14 protein-coding genes and 4 tRNA genes are annotated in these 16,079 nt (G+C 53.7%); 10 read left to right on the top strand and 8 right to left on the bottom strand.

The genetic code is table 11. The features are described from left to right. The first annotated feature begins 41 nt into the window (after positions 1-41). Together ACMHXI_RS20110 and parC are read left to right on the top strand one after the other, a co-directional pair. Positions 42-1,217 carry a PQQ-dependent sugar dehydrogenase gene (locus ACMHXI_RS20110; RefSeq protein WP_413735954.1) on the top strand — a complete coding sequence of 392 codons (1,176 nt, stop codon included), beginning with the start codon at positions 42-44 and terminating at the stop codon, positions 1,215-1,217. After that, positions 1,217-3,484: a DNA topoisomerase IV subunit A gene (gene parC, locus ACMHXI_RS20105; protein ID WP_028779684.1), complete on the top strand. Its 2,268-nt coding sequence runs from the start codon at positions 1,217-1,219 to the stop codon at positions 3,482-3,484. Before ACMHXI_RS20110 ends, parC begins: the two co-directional genes overlap by 1 nt. Positions 3,485-3,545: 61 nt before the next feature. On the opposite strand, the gene ACMHXI_RS20100 is transcribed toward parC, so the two are convergent. Both ACMHXI_RS20100 and ACMHXI_RS20095 read right to left on the bottom strand, forming a co-directional pair. After that, the gene (locus ACMHXI_RS20100; RefSeq protein ID WP_044733650.1) at positions 3,546-3,737 is read right to left on the bottom strand and encodes a bacterioferritin-associated ferredoxin; all 192 of its coding nucleotides are present in this window, start codon (positions 3,735-3,737) and stop codon (positions 3,546-3,548) included. Between the two features lie 185 nt (positions 3,738-3,922). Then, a complete protein-coding gene (locus tag ACMHXI_RS20095; protein ID WP_208193935.1) occupies positions 3,923-4,849 on the bottom strand; it encodes a D-2-hydroxyacid dehydrogenase in 927 nt (308 codons plus the stop codon). Positions 4,850-4,897: 48 nt separating this feature from the next. Here ACMHXI_RS20095 and ACMHXI_RS20090 point away from each other — a divergent pair, with 48 nt between their 5' ends. Next, a complete protein-coding gene (locus tag ACMHXI_RS20090; protein WP_413735936.1) occupies positions 4,898-5,230 on the top strand; it encodes a DUF3392 domain-containing protein in 333 nt (110 codons plus the stop codon). 32 nt (positions 5,231-5,262) lie between these two features. Here the strand turns inward: ACMHXI_RS20090 and ACMHXI_RS20085 are convergent, their stop codons facing one another. From ACMHXI_RS20085 to rsgA, 5 genes are all read right to left on the bottom strand, one after another. Then, the gene (locus ACMHXI_RS20085) at positions 5,263-5,982 is read right to left on the bottom strand and encodes a glycerophosphodiester phosphodiesterase (protein WP_107005500.1); all 720 of its coding nucleotides are present in this window, start codon (positions 5,980-5,982) and stop codon (positions 5,263-5,265) included. A 6-nt stretch (positions 5,983-5,988) separates the two neighbouring features. Continuing rightward, entirely contained in the window at positions 5,989-9,192 is a 3,204-nt protein-coding gene (locus ACMHXI_RS20080; RefSeq protein ID WP_156020314.1) for a mechanosensitive ion channel domain-containing protein, read from the bottom strand. Positions 9,193-9,267: 75 nt separating this feature from the next. Further along, complete coding sequence (locus tag ACMHXI_RS20075) at positions 9,268-10,158, bottom strand: DMT family transporter (protein WP_375336444.1); 891 nt, start codon at positions 10,156-10,158, stop codon at positions 9,268-9,270. 2 nt (positions 10,159-10,160) lie between these two features. Continuing rightward, positions 10,161-11,024 (bottom strand): archaetidylserine decarboxylase, encoded by an 864-nt coding sequence (gene asd, locus ACMHXI_RS20070; RefSeq protein WP_208193936.1) that lies wholly within the window; start codon positions 11,022-11,024, stop codon positions 10,161-10,163. A gap of 31 nt (positions 11,025-11,055) precedes the next feature. Continuing rightward, positions 11,056-12,120, bottom strand: a complete 1,065-nt coding sequence (gene rsgA / locus ACMHXI_RS20065; protein ID WP_208193937.1) for a small ribosomal subunit biogenesis GTPase RsgA — start codon at positions 12,118-12,120, stop codon at positions 11,056-11,058. Between the two features lie 112 nt (positions 12,121-12,232). Here rsgA and orn point away from each other — a divergent pair, with 112 nt between their 5' ends. The 6 genes from orn to ACMHXI_RS20035 all read left to right on the top strand — a co-directional run bounded on the left by orn (position 12,233) and on the right by ACMHXI_RS20035 (position 14,140). After that, complete coding sequence (orn, locus tag ACMHXI_RS20060; RefSeq protein WP_025009371.1) at positions 12,233-12,778, top strand: oligoribonuclease; 546 nt, start codon at positions 12,233-12,235, stop codon at positions 12,776-12,778. 115 nt (positions 12,779-12,893) lie between these two features. Beyond that, positions 12,894-12,969, top strand: a tRNA-Gly gene (locus ACMHXI_RS20055). Between the two features lie 42 nt (positions 12,970-13,011). Next, positions 13,012-13,087 (top strand) — tRNA-Gly (locus ACMHXI_RS20050). Between the two features lie 121 nt (positions 13,088-13,208). Further along, positions 13,209-13,284 (top strand) — tRNA-Gly (locus tag ACMHXI_RS20045). A 126-nt stretch (positions 13,285-13,410) separates the two neighbouring features. Beyond that, positions 13,411-13,486: transfer RNA gene (locus ACMHXI_RS20040), tRNA-Gly, on the top strand. 198 nt (positions 13,487-13,684) lie between these two features. Continuing rightward, positions 13,685-14,140 (top strand): hypothetical protein, encoded by a 456-nt coding sequence (locus ACMHXI_RS20035; protein WP_025011330.1) that lies wholly within the window; start codon positions 13,685-13,687, stop codon positions 14,138-14,140. A 134-nt stretch (positions 14,141-14,274) separates the two neighbouring features. Here the strand turns inward: ACMHXI_RS20035 and ACMHXI_RS20030 are convergent, their stop codons facing one another. Further along, positions 14,275-14,451: a hypothetical protein gene (locus ACMHXI_RS20030; RefSeq protein WP_162887874.1), complete on the bottom strand. Its 177-nt coding sequence runs from the start codon at positions 14,449-14,451 to the stop codon at positions 14,275-14,277. A gap of 112 nt (positions 14,452-14,563) precedes the next feature. Between ACMHXI_RS20030 and ACMHXI_RS20025 the strand changes: the two genes are divergently transcribed. Further along, the gene (locus tag ACMHXI_RS20025; RefSeq protein WP_159352488.1) at positions 14,564-16,048 is read left to right on the top strand and encodes an NAD(P)H-hydrate dehydratase; all 1,485 of its coding nucleotides are present in this window, start codon (positions 14,564-14,566) and stop codon (positions 16,046-16,048) included. Positions 16,049-16,079 lie beyond the last annotated feature (31 nt).

Genomic DNA, 16,079 nt, shown 5'->3' with positions numbered 1-16,079 from the left:
TTGATGTGCCAATAACTATAAAACTTAAAGGCAAGGATATGATGAACCTGAATAACAGAGTCGGTATCGCGGCCGGCGGAGGCTTGCTCCTGCTGGGAGTTGCGTTGCTGAGTGCGGCGGCCAATGCATCTCAGTCGATGATCATTACTGTGACCAAAGGCTTTGGTGTTTCTCTCTATGCTACAGATGTTGGCGATGCCAAGCAGATGGCAGTAGGAGATGAAGGTACCCTGTTTGTCGGTTCTCACAAGAGTGGCACGATTCACGCTTTGGTCGATAGTAACAATGATGGCCGGGTCGATAAGCGTTATCTGATAGCCAAGGGCCTGGATTACCCGGAGGCCTTGGCTTTTCACAAGGGCGATCTCTATGTTGCTCTGGAAGACAGGGTTGTGGTATTCCGTGATATCGAACCCAGGCTCAGGCGCCCTCCGCGGGCACGGGAAGTCTATGATCAACTTCCGGGCAATGGTAAGAAAAGCGCCAGAGCCATGCGCTTTGGCCCGGATAACAGGCTCTATATCGCCATCAGCGCCCCCTGTAATGTGTGTGAGCCCAGTGCCCCTTTTGGCAGCATCATTGCCGTGGATGTGAACTCGGGCAGTAGTCAGCAGATAGCGCTCGGAATACGCAATGTCATAGGTTTTGACTGGTCGCCACTGGATAACCGCCTCTGGTTTGCCGATATGAGCCGCGACTGGATGGGGGATAATCTGCCACCGGATGAAATCAACCGGGTCGATGTTGCCGGGGCGCATTATGGTTTCCCTTATGTGCATGGCAAAGCGGTGCAGGAGCCTACCTATGAGGAGCCCAAGAGCCTGAATATTACCAAGCCAGTCTATGAACTGCCGGCGCATGTGTCTCCTATGGGAATGCTGTTTTATCGGGGAAGCCAGTTTCCCGCCGAATATCACAACCAGATTTTATTGGCTGAGAACGGCTCCTGGAACCGTTCCAGTAAGGTGGGCTACCAGATAGTGGTATTGGAAACCGATGGCCGTCAGGTGAGCAATCGCCGCACCCTGGTGAGTTTTCTCGATGGGGAGTTTCCGGTGGCCAGACCCCATTCACTGGCGATGGCCCCGGATGGCGCCGTCTATATTTCGGATGATCTGAAGGGAAACATCTACCGCCTGTACTACAAAGACACTGATGCAGAAGATACTGAATCTGAGTCGGACTATGCGCCGACACCTGAACAGGAAAATGAATAATGAGTGATGCGATAGCCTTGAGCCTGGATGGCGTGGAGCAGATGCCGCTCAGGCGCTTCACCGAAGAGGCGTATCTCAACTATTCCATGTATGTGATCATGGACCGGGCCTTGCCCCATATCGGCGATGGCCTCAAGCCGGTGCAACGGCGAATCGTCTACGCCATGAGCGAGCTGGGATTATCGGCGGCGGCCAAATACAAGAAGTCGGCCCGTACCGTGGGTGACGTGCTGGGTAAGTATCACCCGCACGGTGACAGCGCCTGTTACGAAGCCATGGTACTGATGGCGCAGCCCTTTACCTATCGCTATCCCCTGGTGGATGGTCAGGGCAACTGGGGGGCTCCGGACGATCCCAAGTCGTTTGCGGCCATGCGTTATACCGAAGCCAGGCTATCCAAGTTTTCCGAGGTACTGCTCAGCGAGCTAGGTCAGGGAACAGTGGACTGGGGCGTCAACTTCGACGGCACCCTGAAAGAGCCTTTGGTACTGCCTGCCAGACTGCCGCATATTCTGCTCAACGGTATTACCGGTATCGCAGTGGGTATGGCCACGGATATTCCGCCCCATAACGCCCGCGAGTTGGCCAATGCCTGTATCGAGCTGCTGGATAATCCCAAGGCTGACCTGCCGCGGCTAATGGAATTCGTGCCCGGGCCCGATTATCCGACAGCTGCCGAGATCATTACCCCGAGCGCCGAAATCGCCAAGGTCTATGAATCGGGCCGCGGCTCAATCAAGGCCCGTGCGGTTTACACTGTGGAAAACGGTGAAGTGGTGATAACGGCTTTGCCGCACCAGGCCAGCTCCAGCAAGATCCTCGAGCAGTTGGCGGCGCAGATGCAGACCAAGAAGCTGCCTATGGTGACAGATCTGCGCGATGAGTCAGACCATGAAAGTCCGGTGCGGCTGGTGATAGTGCCGAGATCCAACCGGGTCGATATCGAACAGTTGATGGCGCACCTGTTTGCCACTACAGATCTGGAGAAGAGCTACAGGGTCAACCTCAATGTGCTTGGTCTCGATGGTCGGCCTCAGGTCAAGGGGCTCAAGCAACTCTTGAGTGAGTGGCTGGAGTTTCGAATTCATACTGTGCGCCGCCGTCTGGAATTTCGTCTGGATAAAGTCCTGGCCAGGTTGCATATTCTTGAAGCCTTGATGATTGCCTTCCTCAATATTGATGAAGTGATAGAAATCATCCGCTTCCACGACGAACCCAAGGCCGAGTTGATGCGCCGCTTCGGGCTGACAGACAAGCAAGCCGAAGCAATTCTGGACCTCAAGCTGCGCCATCTGGCCAAGCTGGAAGAGATGAAGATCCGTGGTGAGCAGGATGAGCTTGAAGCCGAGCGGGAAAAGTTGCAGCAACTGCTCAGTTCGGAACGCCGCCTGAAGACCTTGATCAAGAAAGAACTGCAGGCAGATGCGGAAACCTATGGTGATGACCGCCGCTCGCCACTGGTGGTGAGAAGCGAATCCAGAGCACTGTCTGAGCAGGAGTTGGTGCCCACCGAGCCCGTGACTGTGGTGTTGTCTGAAAAGGGCTGGGTACGCTGTGCCAAGGGCCATGATATAGACGCCGCCGGGTTGTCCTACAAGGCTGGTGACAGTTTCCTCTGCGCCGCAGCCGGCCGCAGCAACCAGCAATCTGTGTTTATTGACAGCGCCGGGCGCGCCTTCGCCACGGATACCCATACTCTGCCTTCGGCCCGTAGCCAAGGGGAACCTATTACCACCAGATTCAATCTGGCCCCAGGGGAGAGCATGGAGCATGTATTGCTCGGGGATGATGATAACTGCTTCCTACTGGCGAGTGATGCCGGTTACGGCTTTATCTGCGCCTTTAAGGACATGGTGTCGCGCAACAAGGCGGGTAAGGCTTTGCTGACACTGCCGGCCAATGCCAAGGCTTTAACGCCGCGTAAACTGGACAAGTCCAGACCCAGTTCGATTCTGGCCATTACCAATGAAGGGCGGATGCTGATGTTCTCCATGGAGGCGCTGCCGCAGTTGGCCAAGGGTAAGGGCAACAAGATCATCGGCATCCCATCGGAGCGGGCGAAAAATCGTGAAGAGTTGGTGACCCATCTATATCTGGTGCCGGAAGGTGCCAATGTCACCCTCTGGGCCGGCAAGCGTAAGCTGACATTGAAGAGCAGCGATCTGGAGCATTACCGTGGTGAGCGTGGCCGTCGTGGCGCCAAGCTGCCAAGAGGGCTGCAAAGGGTCGACAGTGTCGAAGTCAGTTTGGAGGAGCCGGCGCTGTAGCCCGGCCCAGAAACCACAAAAGCCGCATCATGATGCGGCTTTTGTTTTTTTACCCAATATATCAGGCGACTTCGTAATAATTGGGCTCGAGATCCAGCTGATTCTGGATGATTTGCGTCGCCATCCGTACACACTTACCGCATTGATCACCCACACCGAGGCGTTTTTTCACCTCGCTGAGGCTAATATCTCCCTGGCTGACAGCCTGCTTTATCTGGGTATCCGTAATCGCATGACACAGACAAACGTACATTTATCGGGCTCCGGTTGCTGCTGGTAAGTGGAAGGCAATTTTCAGTCCGTAATTCTAAATGAAAACCGTTATCAATACTAATAACACTTGGGTATATTTTAGGGCTGATCACCCTTTAGTTGGTTATTAGGTCTTTAGTCAGCCATAGCACCGCGCCCGGAGGAATGGGCGCGCTAGAGTAAGGATTAGTAGCCTCTGTCGAAGTACACCAGGTTCTCCAGTGATTCGGCATTGAGGTAGTGGTGATAGTTGCGAGCGAAGATATCGACCACCTGAGACGGGAAGCTGGGCGCCGAAATATGGGGAGTGATTACCGCATTGGGGCAATCCCAGATGGGGTGCAGCGGCGACAGCGGCTCCTGGGCAAACACATCCAGCACGGCTTTGAGCCGGTTTCTGCGGCCGAGTTCGACCACCAGGGCATCCAGATCTAGGGCGTCGCCGCGGCCTATGTTGAACAGTATCGCGCTGTCTTTGAGTTGTGCCAGCTTCTCTTTGCTCAGCAAGCCTCGGCTCTCCAGAGTGCTCGGCAGAGTGTTGATGACCACATCGGCCTGAGGCAAAAGCTCATTGAGCTGGGCCGGGCTGATGATGCAATCAAAGCCCGCGACGGCCCTTTGGCTGCGGTTCATACCCCAGACCTGCATCTTGAAGTGCTTGGCGCTGGCGGCCAGGTGCTCGCCGATGGAACCCGTTCCCAGGATCAGCATCTTCATCCCCTGTAGGGTGGCCAGGGAGCCTGGGTGCCAGTATTTCTCCTGCTGCTGGTGATGATACAGCGCATGTTGGCGAACTTCGGCGAGCAGATAACCGAACACATATTCACTCATCAAGGGGCCGAAGATCCCCTTCACATTGGTCAGCAGGTAGTCTTTCCTGGTTTTAGCGCCAAGTAGTTTATCGACACCGGCGAAGGTTGATTGCAACCAACTGAGATTCTTGCCGTGACTCAGCAGCGGTTGGGCCAGAGCCGGCTCGGCCAGCCAGATATCGGCACTGGCGATATTGGTCGGGTCATCGCCCAGGATAGTAAGGCCAGGAAGTGATTTTTCTGACAACAACTGTCGATATTCAGCATTTTCCCGGGTGAGTAACAGCAGCTTGTATGCCATAGTATCTGTCCTTGTTGTTTTCGTTATTTTTATGGATTTTATATTTTAATGGATTCAGTTACGCAACTGCTGACCCAGCTGGGCAGTCAGCTCTATCCCTGGCTCAATGAGATAGCCACCGCCATGGTTGCCTGCGTCATTTTGGTGTTCGGTGCCGACTTCAACCGTTTTCTGCGCCGTAAGCTCGGGGCTCGCAATTTTGTGCTGCGCACGCTGATCTTTATTCTGGTCAACGCCTTTGGTTACGGCATGCTGATAGTGGCGCTCAGTCCCTGGCTCGCCAGGCAGCTGGCGCACCTACCGGCGCTGTGGACTTTACTCTTGGTCATCGCCACCTTTATCTTTGTCGGCAGCTGGGCCCAGCGTAATAACCAGAGTTGAACACGCTAATCAGAGAGCATTCAAACGACTAATCACTCAAACCAGTGGCGGTAGTCGGTTTGTGACTCCTGAGTCAATGCGGCGGCGGCTCTGTCTGGATAGTTGGCAAAAATACCATCTACCCCCAGCGCCGCCAGTGCCCTGATATCATCGGCATCATCTACGGTATAGACATACACTTTGGCGCCACGCTGATGAGCATCGGCAACCAGTTCACGGCTGATAAAGCTGATATCCAGATGCAGTGACCAGGCTTTGAGTTCACTGACCACTGCGGCTTGGTCGAGAGCTATCCCTTCGAGCAGTGGCGCCACGGGTACGTCGGGCAACTGCTGTTTTACCTGTTTGAGCCAGAGATGATTGAATGAAGACACCAGCAGCTGCTCTGGCTGGTAGCCGAGTTGCAGTAGCTGCGGGTATTGCTGGATAAAAGGCTCGACGCAACCCACTCCCTTGAGCTCTATGTTGACCGTCATGCGCCCCTTGATAAGCTCAAGTACCTGGCGCAGGGTCGGGATAGGTTCTCCCTCGACCCTCAGCTGCCGTAGATAGCTGCTGCTTTGCTGCGCGAGCAGCCCTTTGCCGTCGCTCTTGGGGCTCAGGCGGCGGTCATGGAAGACCCAGAGCTCACCATCGGCATGATGTACATCCAGCTCAACTGCCTCACAACCAAGCTCTAGTGCCAGCGCCATAGCCTTAAGGGTGTTTTCCGGCGCATAACCACTGGCGCCACGGTGCGCGAAAATCAACATCTGCGATTAACCTCTGATAATACCGCTGGTGTCTTTGTTGTGCGTGTTGCTGATATGCACTTCCAACTGAGGATAAGCTAGCTCCAGCTGGTTCTCCTTGAGCTTCTTGCTGATCCGCTTGTGCAGATCGTGGCGCAGCGGCCAGCGGGAAGACATATCTTTGGCGTAAGCCCTGACTTCATAGTCCTGAGTGTGTTTGCCGAAACCGGCAAACCAGACTTCCGGCTCAGGGGTTTCCAGCGCGTTCTCACACTCTTTCACTGCCTGATAGAGCGCGGCCTCCACCCGGGCAGGATCTGAATCCCTGGCGACCGAAACATAGATGATCACCCGGGTAATGGGATCTGACAGCGACCAGTTAATTAACTGCTCTGTGATAAAGGCCTTGTTGGGGATGATAATCTCTTTCCTGTCCCAATCTATGATGGTGGTTGCGCGAATTTTGATCTTGGAAACCGTGCCTGTTAGCTCGCGAATAGTGACGGTATCGCCGATACGCACCGGCTTTTCAAACAGTATGATAAGGCCCGAGATAAAGTTGGCGAAGATCTCCTGCAGACCAAAACCCAGACCCAGAGTCAAGGCCGCAATCAACCATTGCAGCTTGGACCACTCCATCCCCAGGGTGGCAAAGCCGATGACGATACCGATAAAGACCACTAGGTAACGGGTCACAGTGGTGATGGCAAAGCCGGTTCCCGGGGTGAGATCCAGCTTTTGCAGCACAGTCAGCTCCAACAGGCCGGGCAGGTTGGTGGCTATCATCATGGAAAAGCCGACCACAATGGCGCCAAATACCAGCGACTTCATGGTGATGGGCAGAGGTTGCTCGACTCCGCCTACCCCGGTAGTCGTTGTTGTCCAAAGAGTAATGCCGTCGAGGAAGCTGAATAGGGCGGTATGGGTTTGGGTCCACAGGCCGACCAAACAGGCGAGAAACGCCAGCAGCAGCAGGGATCTCACCAAACCCAGTGATTGGCTGGACATGGTTTCCAAATCGACTACCGGCTCTTCATAGGTGTCCTGATGATCGTTGGTGCCCGATGAGGTATCGCCTTTTTCCCGCTGCGCCAGACGTTCGGCTCGGCGGGCCTTGGCGCGATCGAAGGCGATGCGGCGCCTTTCAATCAACATCCAACGTTTCAGCAACTGGTACAGCAACAGGAAGCCGAGTCCCAGCAGTAAAGAAAGCTGCAGCTGCAGCAGCATCTGGAAGGCGGTGAAATAGTAGCCCCTGAATGCCAACACGGCGCTCAGTGGCGGCACCAGCAACAGCAGCAGCCACAGCAGCTTTTGCAGCAGGCGCTTGTTCTTGTCGTCCAGATGGCTTTCACGGTAGCGACGGGACAGAGTCAGTACGTCCCGATAGAGCATAAACAGCATGATACAGAACAGAATAAAGGCACCGCGGCCTATGCTGTTGCGCACCAGAGAGGAGTCGAGAATTTCGGTAAAGCCCATGACGCCCACCAGAGGCATGGCCATGATGACAAAGCGGCGAAAACGCTGTTGGCCTTGACGGATCACCTCTTGCGGCCGTTTGAAATGGCCTATGAGCAGGCCCTTGTCCAGCGCCAGCAGATAGATGAAGCGATAGAGCTGGTAAAGGCTGCCTATGGCCAGTACACCCATGCCTATGGCCTGAATGGGATTACTGTCTGACTGCAGCATAATCAAGCCAGCAGCCACTATGGGAAAGGGTTTGAATAGACTGTAACCGGCGCTGATCACTAATGTCTGGATGGTGTAGATGAACTTATCCTGGGTCACCTTGCCGACCGGCGCCTCACATTCGCGCATCATGGTCTTGAATCTGGGGGTGAGGATATCCTGGGCCACCAGACACAACACCACTAGGATGATCCACCAGGACCAGTAAGGACTCAGTTCGGTCAGTCCCTGCTTTATCTCAGGCAGACTGGTTTGTTGCCAGAGCCAGAGACTGGAGCGCTGCAGATCCGTCAGCCACAGCTTGCTGATGCTGTAGGCATTGGGTACCCAGAACAGGTGTTCATTGAGGGTGGACTTGAGCCTCTGGTAGCTGTCGGTGAGCAGCTCATACTTGCTCTTGAGCTTGGCCAGTTCACTGAGATAAGTGTCGTAGCCTTTCAATAGTTGATTCAGCAAAGCCTGTTGCGACTCAAGCAGCCGCAGCTGAGATTCATTGCTGTAGGCCTGGGTCGTTAGCAGTTGCTCATTGGCGGCAAACTGCTGCTCAATCTGATAGCGATTGAGTCTGGCATCGGCTATCTGGGTCTGCAGGTGTTCTTGGTTGGGGGGCTTTGGCAGTGACTGCAGGATCTGCAAAAAACGCTCACCGAAAACCGGGTTCATCTTGACCCAGCTTATCTGCTCCTTGATGTTGTCCAGTTGCTTGCTGTGGGACTGATCCAGCTTCTCCGCTTGTTCCTGCAGGGCTATGGTCTGCGCGGTCTGCTCAGTCAGTAGCTGCAATTGCTGGCCATATCTCTGGTTGGCCAGACTCAGCTCTGTGGTCAGGCGATCGCGGCCATCAGCCTCGGCATTGAGGGTTTCGGCCAGTGTGGCATTGACCTGCTGCTGCCTGGCATCGGTAATGGCGCGGTTAAGCTGTTCGATAAGCAGCTCTTGTTGCTGCAACTGCTTGCGTACCAGTTGCAGTTGTAACTGATGTAATTCGCGCTTTTGTTGGCTGACTGCCAACTCGCTTTCCAGCGTGGTGAGCTGTTGTTCCAGCAATAACAACTGTGCCTGTTGCAGCTCTTTGGCGGCATTGTCACCGGCCACTGCCTGGGCCTTTTGCTGTTGCAGCAGTGCCTGTCTGATTTTGACTATTTCGGCAGGTAACTCGCTGTGGCGCTTGAGCATGGCGCTGTTGGCCTGGCTTAGGCTGGTTTCACTCTCTTTCAGTTCGGAAAGGCGCAGATAGGCCATGGAGGCCTGCTGATCCAGATCCTGATGGAGTTCGGGCTTAAGTGGCGCGGCGGCTTCCTGCAACTGATCATAAAGATGCTGGCGCCTGCTTTCGAAATTGAGTTGCAGTTCCTGATAACTGCGGTTGGTGTCGGCAAGCTGCTGAATGCTCTTTTCCAGCTGCGCCAGTTGTTGCTCCTGCGACAGGGTTTCAGTGTTTTGTTGGTTGAGACCCAGACGTTTATCCAACCCCAGTGGCGAGTTGGCCTGGGCGGAGGCGATAAATAGACAAAACAGCAGAAGGCAGGCTCGAACCATAGTTAAATTCAAAGAGCTAAATTCAAAGAGTTAATCGACAGCTCATATTAGCTAAGTTAAGCGGGTTTTGATATGTCAGCCAAGGTTCTTTTTCGGGGCTTGTGATTTGTGACTCTGTGATGTTTCAAACAAGGCGGTAGCTACCACTAAAGTGCCACCGATCGCGGTTGCCAGAGTCAGCGATTCATCCAGCAGCAACCAGGCGAGCATGGCGCCATAGAAGGGTTGTAAACAGGCAACCAAACCGACAGTCTTGGCGCTCAGGTATCTGAGTGCCGAAGTAAACAAGGCATGGGGCGCCGCGGTAAAGACGACTCCCAAAAGCAGCAGCAATCCCCAGGTTTGGTTGCTGATGTCAGCGGTATCAAGACTGTGCCATGGAGCCAACACCAGCACTGCCACCGCGGTTTGATAAAACATCGCCTGCTGGCCGCTGTAGGCGGTGAAGTAGCGTTTGTGCAACAGGTTACGGGCGGTGAACAAGATGGCGGAAACAACGCCAACCAGGATCCCAAGGGTAACATCATTGCCCAATGACGGCTCGGGGATCAGCAGAATCACCCCCAGCAGCACCGCCAAACCGCTGACAAGGTCTCTGAGATGTAAGCGACTGCCGGTAAACCAGGGTTCGATCAGCACTGTCATCACGGGATAGGTGAAAAAGGCTATCATGCCGATGGCGACAGAGGAGAGTTGCATCGCCGCAAAGTAGGTCACCCAATGGAGGCTGACAATCACCCCAAGTAACAGAGCAATAAGGTAATCTTTGCCGCGCAGCAAGCGCAGGCGTTGACGGCTGAGTTTAACCAGCAGCGCCAGAACTATGGCGGCGATAACGCAGCGCAGCAGAGTGATATCGAGGGCGCTCAAGGGAATAAGTCGGGAGAACAGGGCGGTTCCCCCGAACAGGAGTACCGCCAGATGCAGTTCTGTCAGGCCTGTACGAGCTTGCCCCTTGGCAGACAAGTTCAGTCCTCTATTTTGGCAAAAGGTGCACCCATACGGGTCACGGCGCCTGGCTCAACACCATCGGCAAATTCATCCAAGGCGTCCTTGGCAAACAGCATGACCACGGTACTGCCCAATTTGAAGCGGCCCATCTCGGCACCTTTCTCCAATGTGATCGCATCCGGCCCTGTGGTGGGGTATTCCCAGGTAAAGACGCATTTGCCTGTCGGCGGTGTGACAGTGCCGGCCCAAACGGTTTCAATACTGGCCACTATGGTGGCACCGACCAATACCATGGCCAGGGGGCCAATCCCGGTTTCGAAGATGGCTACCACTCGCTCGTTACGGGCAAACAGCCCGGGTACATTGCGGGCGGTTAACGGATTGACCGAGAAGAGTTCGCCGGGCACATAAGTCATTTTCGACAGCGTGCCTTTGATGGGCATATGGATTCTGTGATAGTCCTTGGGCGCCAAATAAATGGTAGCAAAGTCACCGTCTTCGAAGCGTTCGGCGTCTTTGGCCTGATTGCCCAGCAGGGTCAGAGCCGAATAGTGGTGACCTTTGGCTTGAAAAATGCGGCCGTCTTCAATGGGACCACACTGACTCACGGCGCCATCGACCGGGTGCACTATATATTCTGCGTCCTGATGCAGAGGGCGAACGCCGTCTTTCAGGGCGCGGGTGAAAAAAGCGTTGAAGCTTTTGTAGGCTTCAGGCTCACTCTGAGCCGCTTCTGACATATCTATCTTGTACTGTTTGATAAACCAGCGAATAGCCCAGGTGGTTAGCTTGCCGGCTTCGGCCGCGGCCAGTTTCCCGACCAGACGGGACAACAGGTGTTTTGGCAGCATGTACTGCAGTGCAATCTTCACTTTATCCAATTTTTGCTTCCTTCAAATGGGCTTTGCCAGCTTAAATGTCGTCCATGCCGGCGCGGAAGTGGCGGGCGTGACGCTGTTCATCCAGGCTGGTGATAATTCTGTGATAATTGTTGAATCTGTCTTCGGCAATTTTGCCTTCCTCTACCGCTTTACGCAATGCGCAGCCGGGATCGTCCAGATGTTTGCAATCGCGGAATTTACAGCCGCCGAGAAAATCCCTGAACTCCACGAAGCACCAGCCGACACGGTCGGCAGGTAAGTGCCAGAGGGCAAATTCGCGAACTCCTGGAGAGTCAATCAGATCGCCGCCGCTAGGAAGGTGAACCAGTTTGGCCGTGGTGGTAGTGTGTTGACCCAGGCCTGAGTTTTCCGAGACTTCCCCGGTTTGTAACTGCGCCTGTGGCAGCAGGGCATTGACAATAGACGATTTACCTACCCCGGATTGCCCGGCAAATACACTGGTTTTGCCTTGCAACAGGGTTTTCAGTTGCTCTATCCCTTCAGCGGTTTTACTGCTGACTTTATAGACCGGGTAGCCGATAGCGCGGTAACGGGCCAGAGCCGTTTCCACTTCAACAGCCTGAGTCTCGTCCAGCAAGTCGACCTTGTTGAGAATGATCACCGGCGGAATTTCTGTGTCTTCAGCCGCCACCAGATAGCGGTCAATAATCTGGGTAGTAAAGCTCGGCAGCACAGATGACACTATAAAAATTTGATCTATATTGGCGGCAATGACTTTAACGCCATCATAGAGATCGGGCCGGGTCAGTGACGAGCTACGCGGGTGGACGGCTTCAACCACACCGGCGACAGTAGTTTGCGGATCGGTCGCCAGGCGTACCACTACTTTATCGCCGGTAACCAGGCTGCCTATGGTGCGGCGAAGATTACAACGAACCAGTTGGCCATCATGGGTTTTAATATCGGCATGCTGACCGAAACGGGAAATAACCGTGGCCTCCAGCTCGGGGCCGAGTGAGCTATCCTGTATTTCAGGAGCGGCCTCTGTAGCGTTTTTTCCACGTTGCAGACGCTTCTGATGATTGGCTTTCATACGGCGCAGTTGGCCATGACTCAATGGTTTCTTTTTACTCACAGGCTGTTCTTCGCGGTATAAGGTGATTTTGTGTCTTGGCAAAAAGCAGTATGATACACGGTCTTAAACAAAAAAGCCTGAATTTAGGCGAACAGGAGCGATAGGCTGAGCTATGGTTGCGGATGCAAATAACCTGATTTGGATAGATCTTGAGATGTCCGGGCTGGAGCCTGAAACCGATAGAGTACTGGAAATAGCCACCTTGGTTACAGACAAGGAGCTGAACATTATCGGTGAAGGGCCTGTGATAGCGATTCACCAGAGCGATGAAGTGTTGGCTGCCATGGATGATTGGAATCAACAACATCATGGCGCTTCTGGGCTAATTGAGCGGGTGAAAGCTTCGAAACACACAGAGGCTGACGCCATAGCCGAGACCATAGCTTTTTTGAGCCAGTACGTGCCTAAAGGCGTGTCCCCCATGTGTGGCAACAGTGTTGGTCAGGACAGACGCTTTCTGAACAAGTATATGCGTGAGCTGGAAGATTACTTCCATTACCGCAATATCGATGTCAGTACGGTCAAGGAACTGACCAAGCGTTGGCAGCCGGAAATCATGAAGGATTTCAAAAAGCAAAATACTCACCAGGCTTTGATGGATATTCAGGAGTCGATCGCCGAGCTGAAATTCTATCGTGAGCGGGTATTTAAAATTTGAGCGATCGGTAGATAAATCTGTTTCAGGGGGTTGCAGCAGATGGAAATTTCCATATAATGCGGCCTCACCTTTCCGCTGGTGGTAACCAGTGTGAACGGTTAAAGTAAGTGGAAATGCGACATTAGCTCAGTTGGTAGAGCGGTACCTTGCCAAGGTACAGGTCATCGGTTCGAACCCGATATGTCGCTCCAAATTCCAGACACCCACTGTCTTTAAATGTGGACTTAAATGATGCGACATTAGCTCAGTTGGTAGAGCGGTACCTTGCCAAGGTACAGGTCATCGGTTCGAACCCGATATGTCGCTCCAAATTCCAGACGCCCACGGTCTTTAAATGTGGACTTAAGTGATGCGACATTAGCTCAGTTGATAAAACAGAGGTCGGTACCTTTGTTGATTATCAGCTCGGATGATGCAGCAAACAAGCGATGCGACATTAGCTCAGTTGGTAGAGCGGTACCTTGCCAAGGTACAGGTCATCGGTTCGAACCCGATATGTCGCTCCAAATTCCAGACTCCCACTGTCTTTAAAGGTGGATGCATTATTGCAATGCGACATTAGTTCGGTTGATAAAACAGAAGGTCGGTACCTTTGTTGATTATCAGCTCGAATGATGCAGCAAATAAGCAATGCGACATTAGCTCAGTTGGTAGAGCGGTACCTTGCCAAGGTACAGGTCATCGGTTCGAACCCGATATGTCGCTCCAATCTTTATTTCCCCTTCAAAATTCTTAAAAAGTGCTTTTCGTGATCTGCCGCAGGTTTCTTGCGTTTTGTCTAATGTAGCGACATTTGTAAGCACTGATTTATGACCTTGTTCAAATATTCCCACCTTTTTTACTTCCATAATGTCTCCATACCGAATTGAATTGTGCCGTTGACGGCAGAAGAATGGAGATAGGCAGATGCGTATTCAACAGTTACGTGAACTCCTTGAATTTATAGCGAAATGTCGTCTTGATATGGCTCAGCTCTATCATAGATTACACACTCAGGCCGACTCATCCAGGGTCAAACTAATGCTGGAATATTTTGAACAGCATCAGAAACATATTGCTGAAACTCTCGAAGACTATATCGATGATGCGCCAAACAAGATCCTCGATACCTGGTACAAAGACATTGTGTTTGAGGACTTTGGCAAACGCTGCCGCGATACCATGCTGGCGGCCAATATGACAGAGGATGATGTGCTGAATCTGCATCTGGATCTGGAAAACCGCTTGATTGCCTTACTGGAAAAAACTGCCGGTTCGTCGGCTTCGGCCGAGGTAAAAGGGGCTTTGGAGGATTTGGTGCGGGTCGAGAAGATCCAGCAGCAACGACTGGTGCACAGTACCATACGTATGGACGATATTTAACGTCTCCCAGACTTGGCGGATCTGCTTGGGTCTGCCGTTAGTTCTGCCCGGCCCAGACCGGGCTTTTTCATTTTTTATCAACTTGTTTCTGATTCAAGTCATAAATACTCACTGACTTTACTGCTAGTGTGTTATCAATCATCACAGTCTTTATGCTGATTTTTTATCGGTAGTGTCAGCGCCCGAAAGATGCCAACGGCGACCAATAAGGCGCAGAGAGCCAGGAGCCAGAACCAGGGAAATGCCCCGTTAAGGGGTAATCCCAGCAGTAATACGCAGAGTATTAAAATAAGCAGTGTCAGCAGTATCATCCCTGTGCTTCCTTCCGGCATCCTTTGCCACAGCATAAGTTTAGTGAACGAGTGGATTTTTTCGAGTTAACAAGTCATCAGTATCTGTCAGTCAGGAGATAGGAGAATCGATATGGCCCAGGATTTGTCAGATATGCCCCGTCAGCTGTATAGCGCCAAAGCCGTGCGCCAGGCCGAATTGGACTGGGTGGCAGCCGGACAGGGCAGCCTCTATGAGTTGGTCGAGCGGGCAGGGAAAGCAGCCTTTGAGTTATTGGCGGCCAAGCTGACTCAAGGCAGCCGGGTACTGGTCATTGCCGGGCAGGGAAACAACGGCGCCGATGCTTTGGTTTGTTTGCGCTGGTTATTGAACTCGGGTTTCAACGCCAGCCTGTTTATCTTTCCCGCCAGTCAGCCCAGTACCGAGTGGCAGCAAGCCTGGGATAAGTTGCAGCAATCCGCGCCGAAGGTGGCTCAGGTATCAGAGATAACCGCAGCCGAATATGATTGGATAGTGGACGGCCTGTTGGGAACCGGCCTCAAGGGCGATGTCCGGCCGGAAGCCGCCGTCATGATAGCCCGGATAAATGCCGCGCGGGCCAAGGTGCTGAGTCTGGATTTGCCTTCCGGTATAGATGCCGATACCGGCGCAGCTCTAGGGGCGGCAGTCGAAGCCGAGCAGACACTCTGTTTTGCGGCCCTTAAGCAAGGGCTACTGACCGGCAGGGCCAGGCACTGCTGCGGCGAACTGCATTTTGTTGACTTGGGGCTGAGTGAATTCCTGCCACCATCGGATGTGGTCAGAGTCGGCGCTGAGTACCTCAAGGGGCTTTTCGATGCCCGCCCCAGGGACAGCCACAAGGGCAAATCGGGCAAGGTCACCGTTATAGGCGGCGATTATGGCATGGGGGGGGCAGTCAGGTTGGCGGGCGAAGCCTGTCTCAGGGCCGGCGCCGGTTTGGTTACTGTGGTGAGCCGGCCGGAGCATCAGCTCACGGTCAATGCCAACAGGCCGGAACTGATGTTCTGGGGCTGTGAATTGGTGGATATGGAGGTTTATTTGCGCCTTGGCTGGGCACAGGTACTGGTGTTGGGGCCAGGGCTTGGCCGCGCCGACTGGGGATACAATCTGTTCAAGGCGGTCAGCCTGAGCGATAAGCCCTGCGTGCTGGATGCCGATGCGCTCAATCTCTTGAGCCAGGAAAAACGCTCCCAGGACAATCGGGTTCTGACCCCTCATCCGGGGGAAGCCGCCAGGTTGCTGGCAACGGGTACTGCTGATGTCGAAGCCGACAGGTTTGCAGCGGTTAGAAAGCTGCAGGCTCAATATGGCGGTGTGGTACTGCTTAAGGGCGCGGGTACTCTCATTTATGATGGTAAACAGCTGTTTGTTGCCCCTGTGGGGAATCCCGGGCTCGCCAGCGGTGGGTGCGGCGATGTGTTATCTGGTATAATCGGCGCGCTGATGGCTCAGGGGCTGGACAACACCCGCGCGACTGTGGCAGGCGTGATAGTTCACGGCGGCGCTGCCGACCTTGCTGCCCGTGATGGGGAGAGAGGCATGCTCGCCAGCGATCTTATGCCCTGGATCCGCCATCTGGTAAACACTGACTTGTAAGCTTAATGGGCCAATGTAAGGCGTGGATCCA

Origin of the sequence: Shewanella sp. BJSY2023SW005, assembly GCF_047314585.1 — a bacterium.
Classification (GTDB): domain Bacteria; phylum Pseudomonadota; class Gammaproteobacteria; order Enterobacterales; family Shewanellaceae; genus Shewanella; species Shewanella algae.
This window is presented reverse-complemented; position numbering and strand designations above follow the sequence as displayed.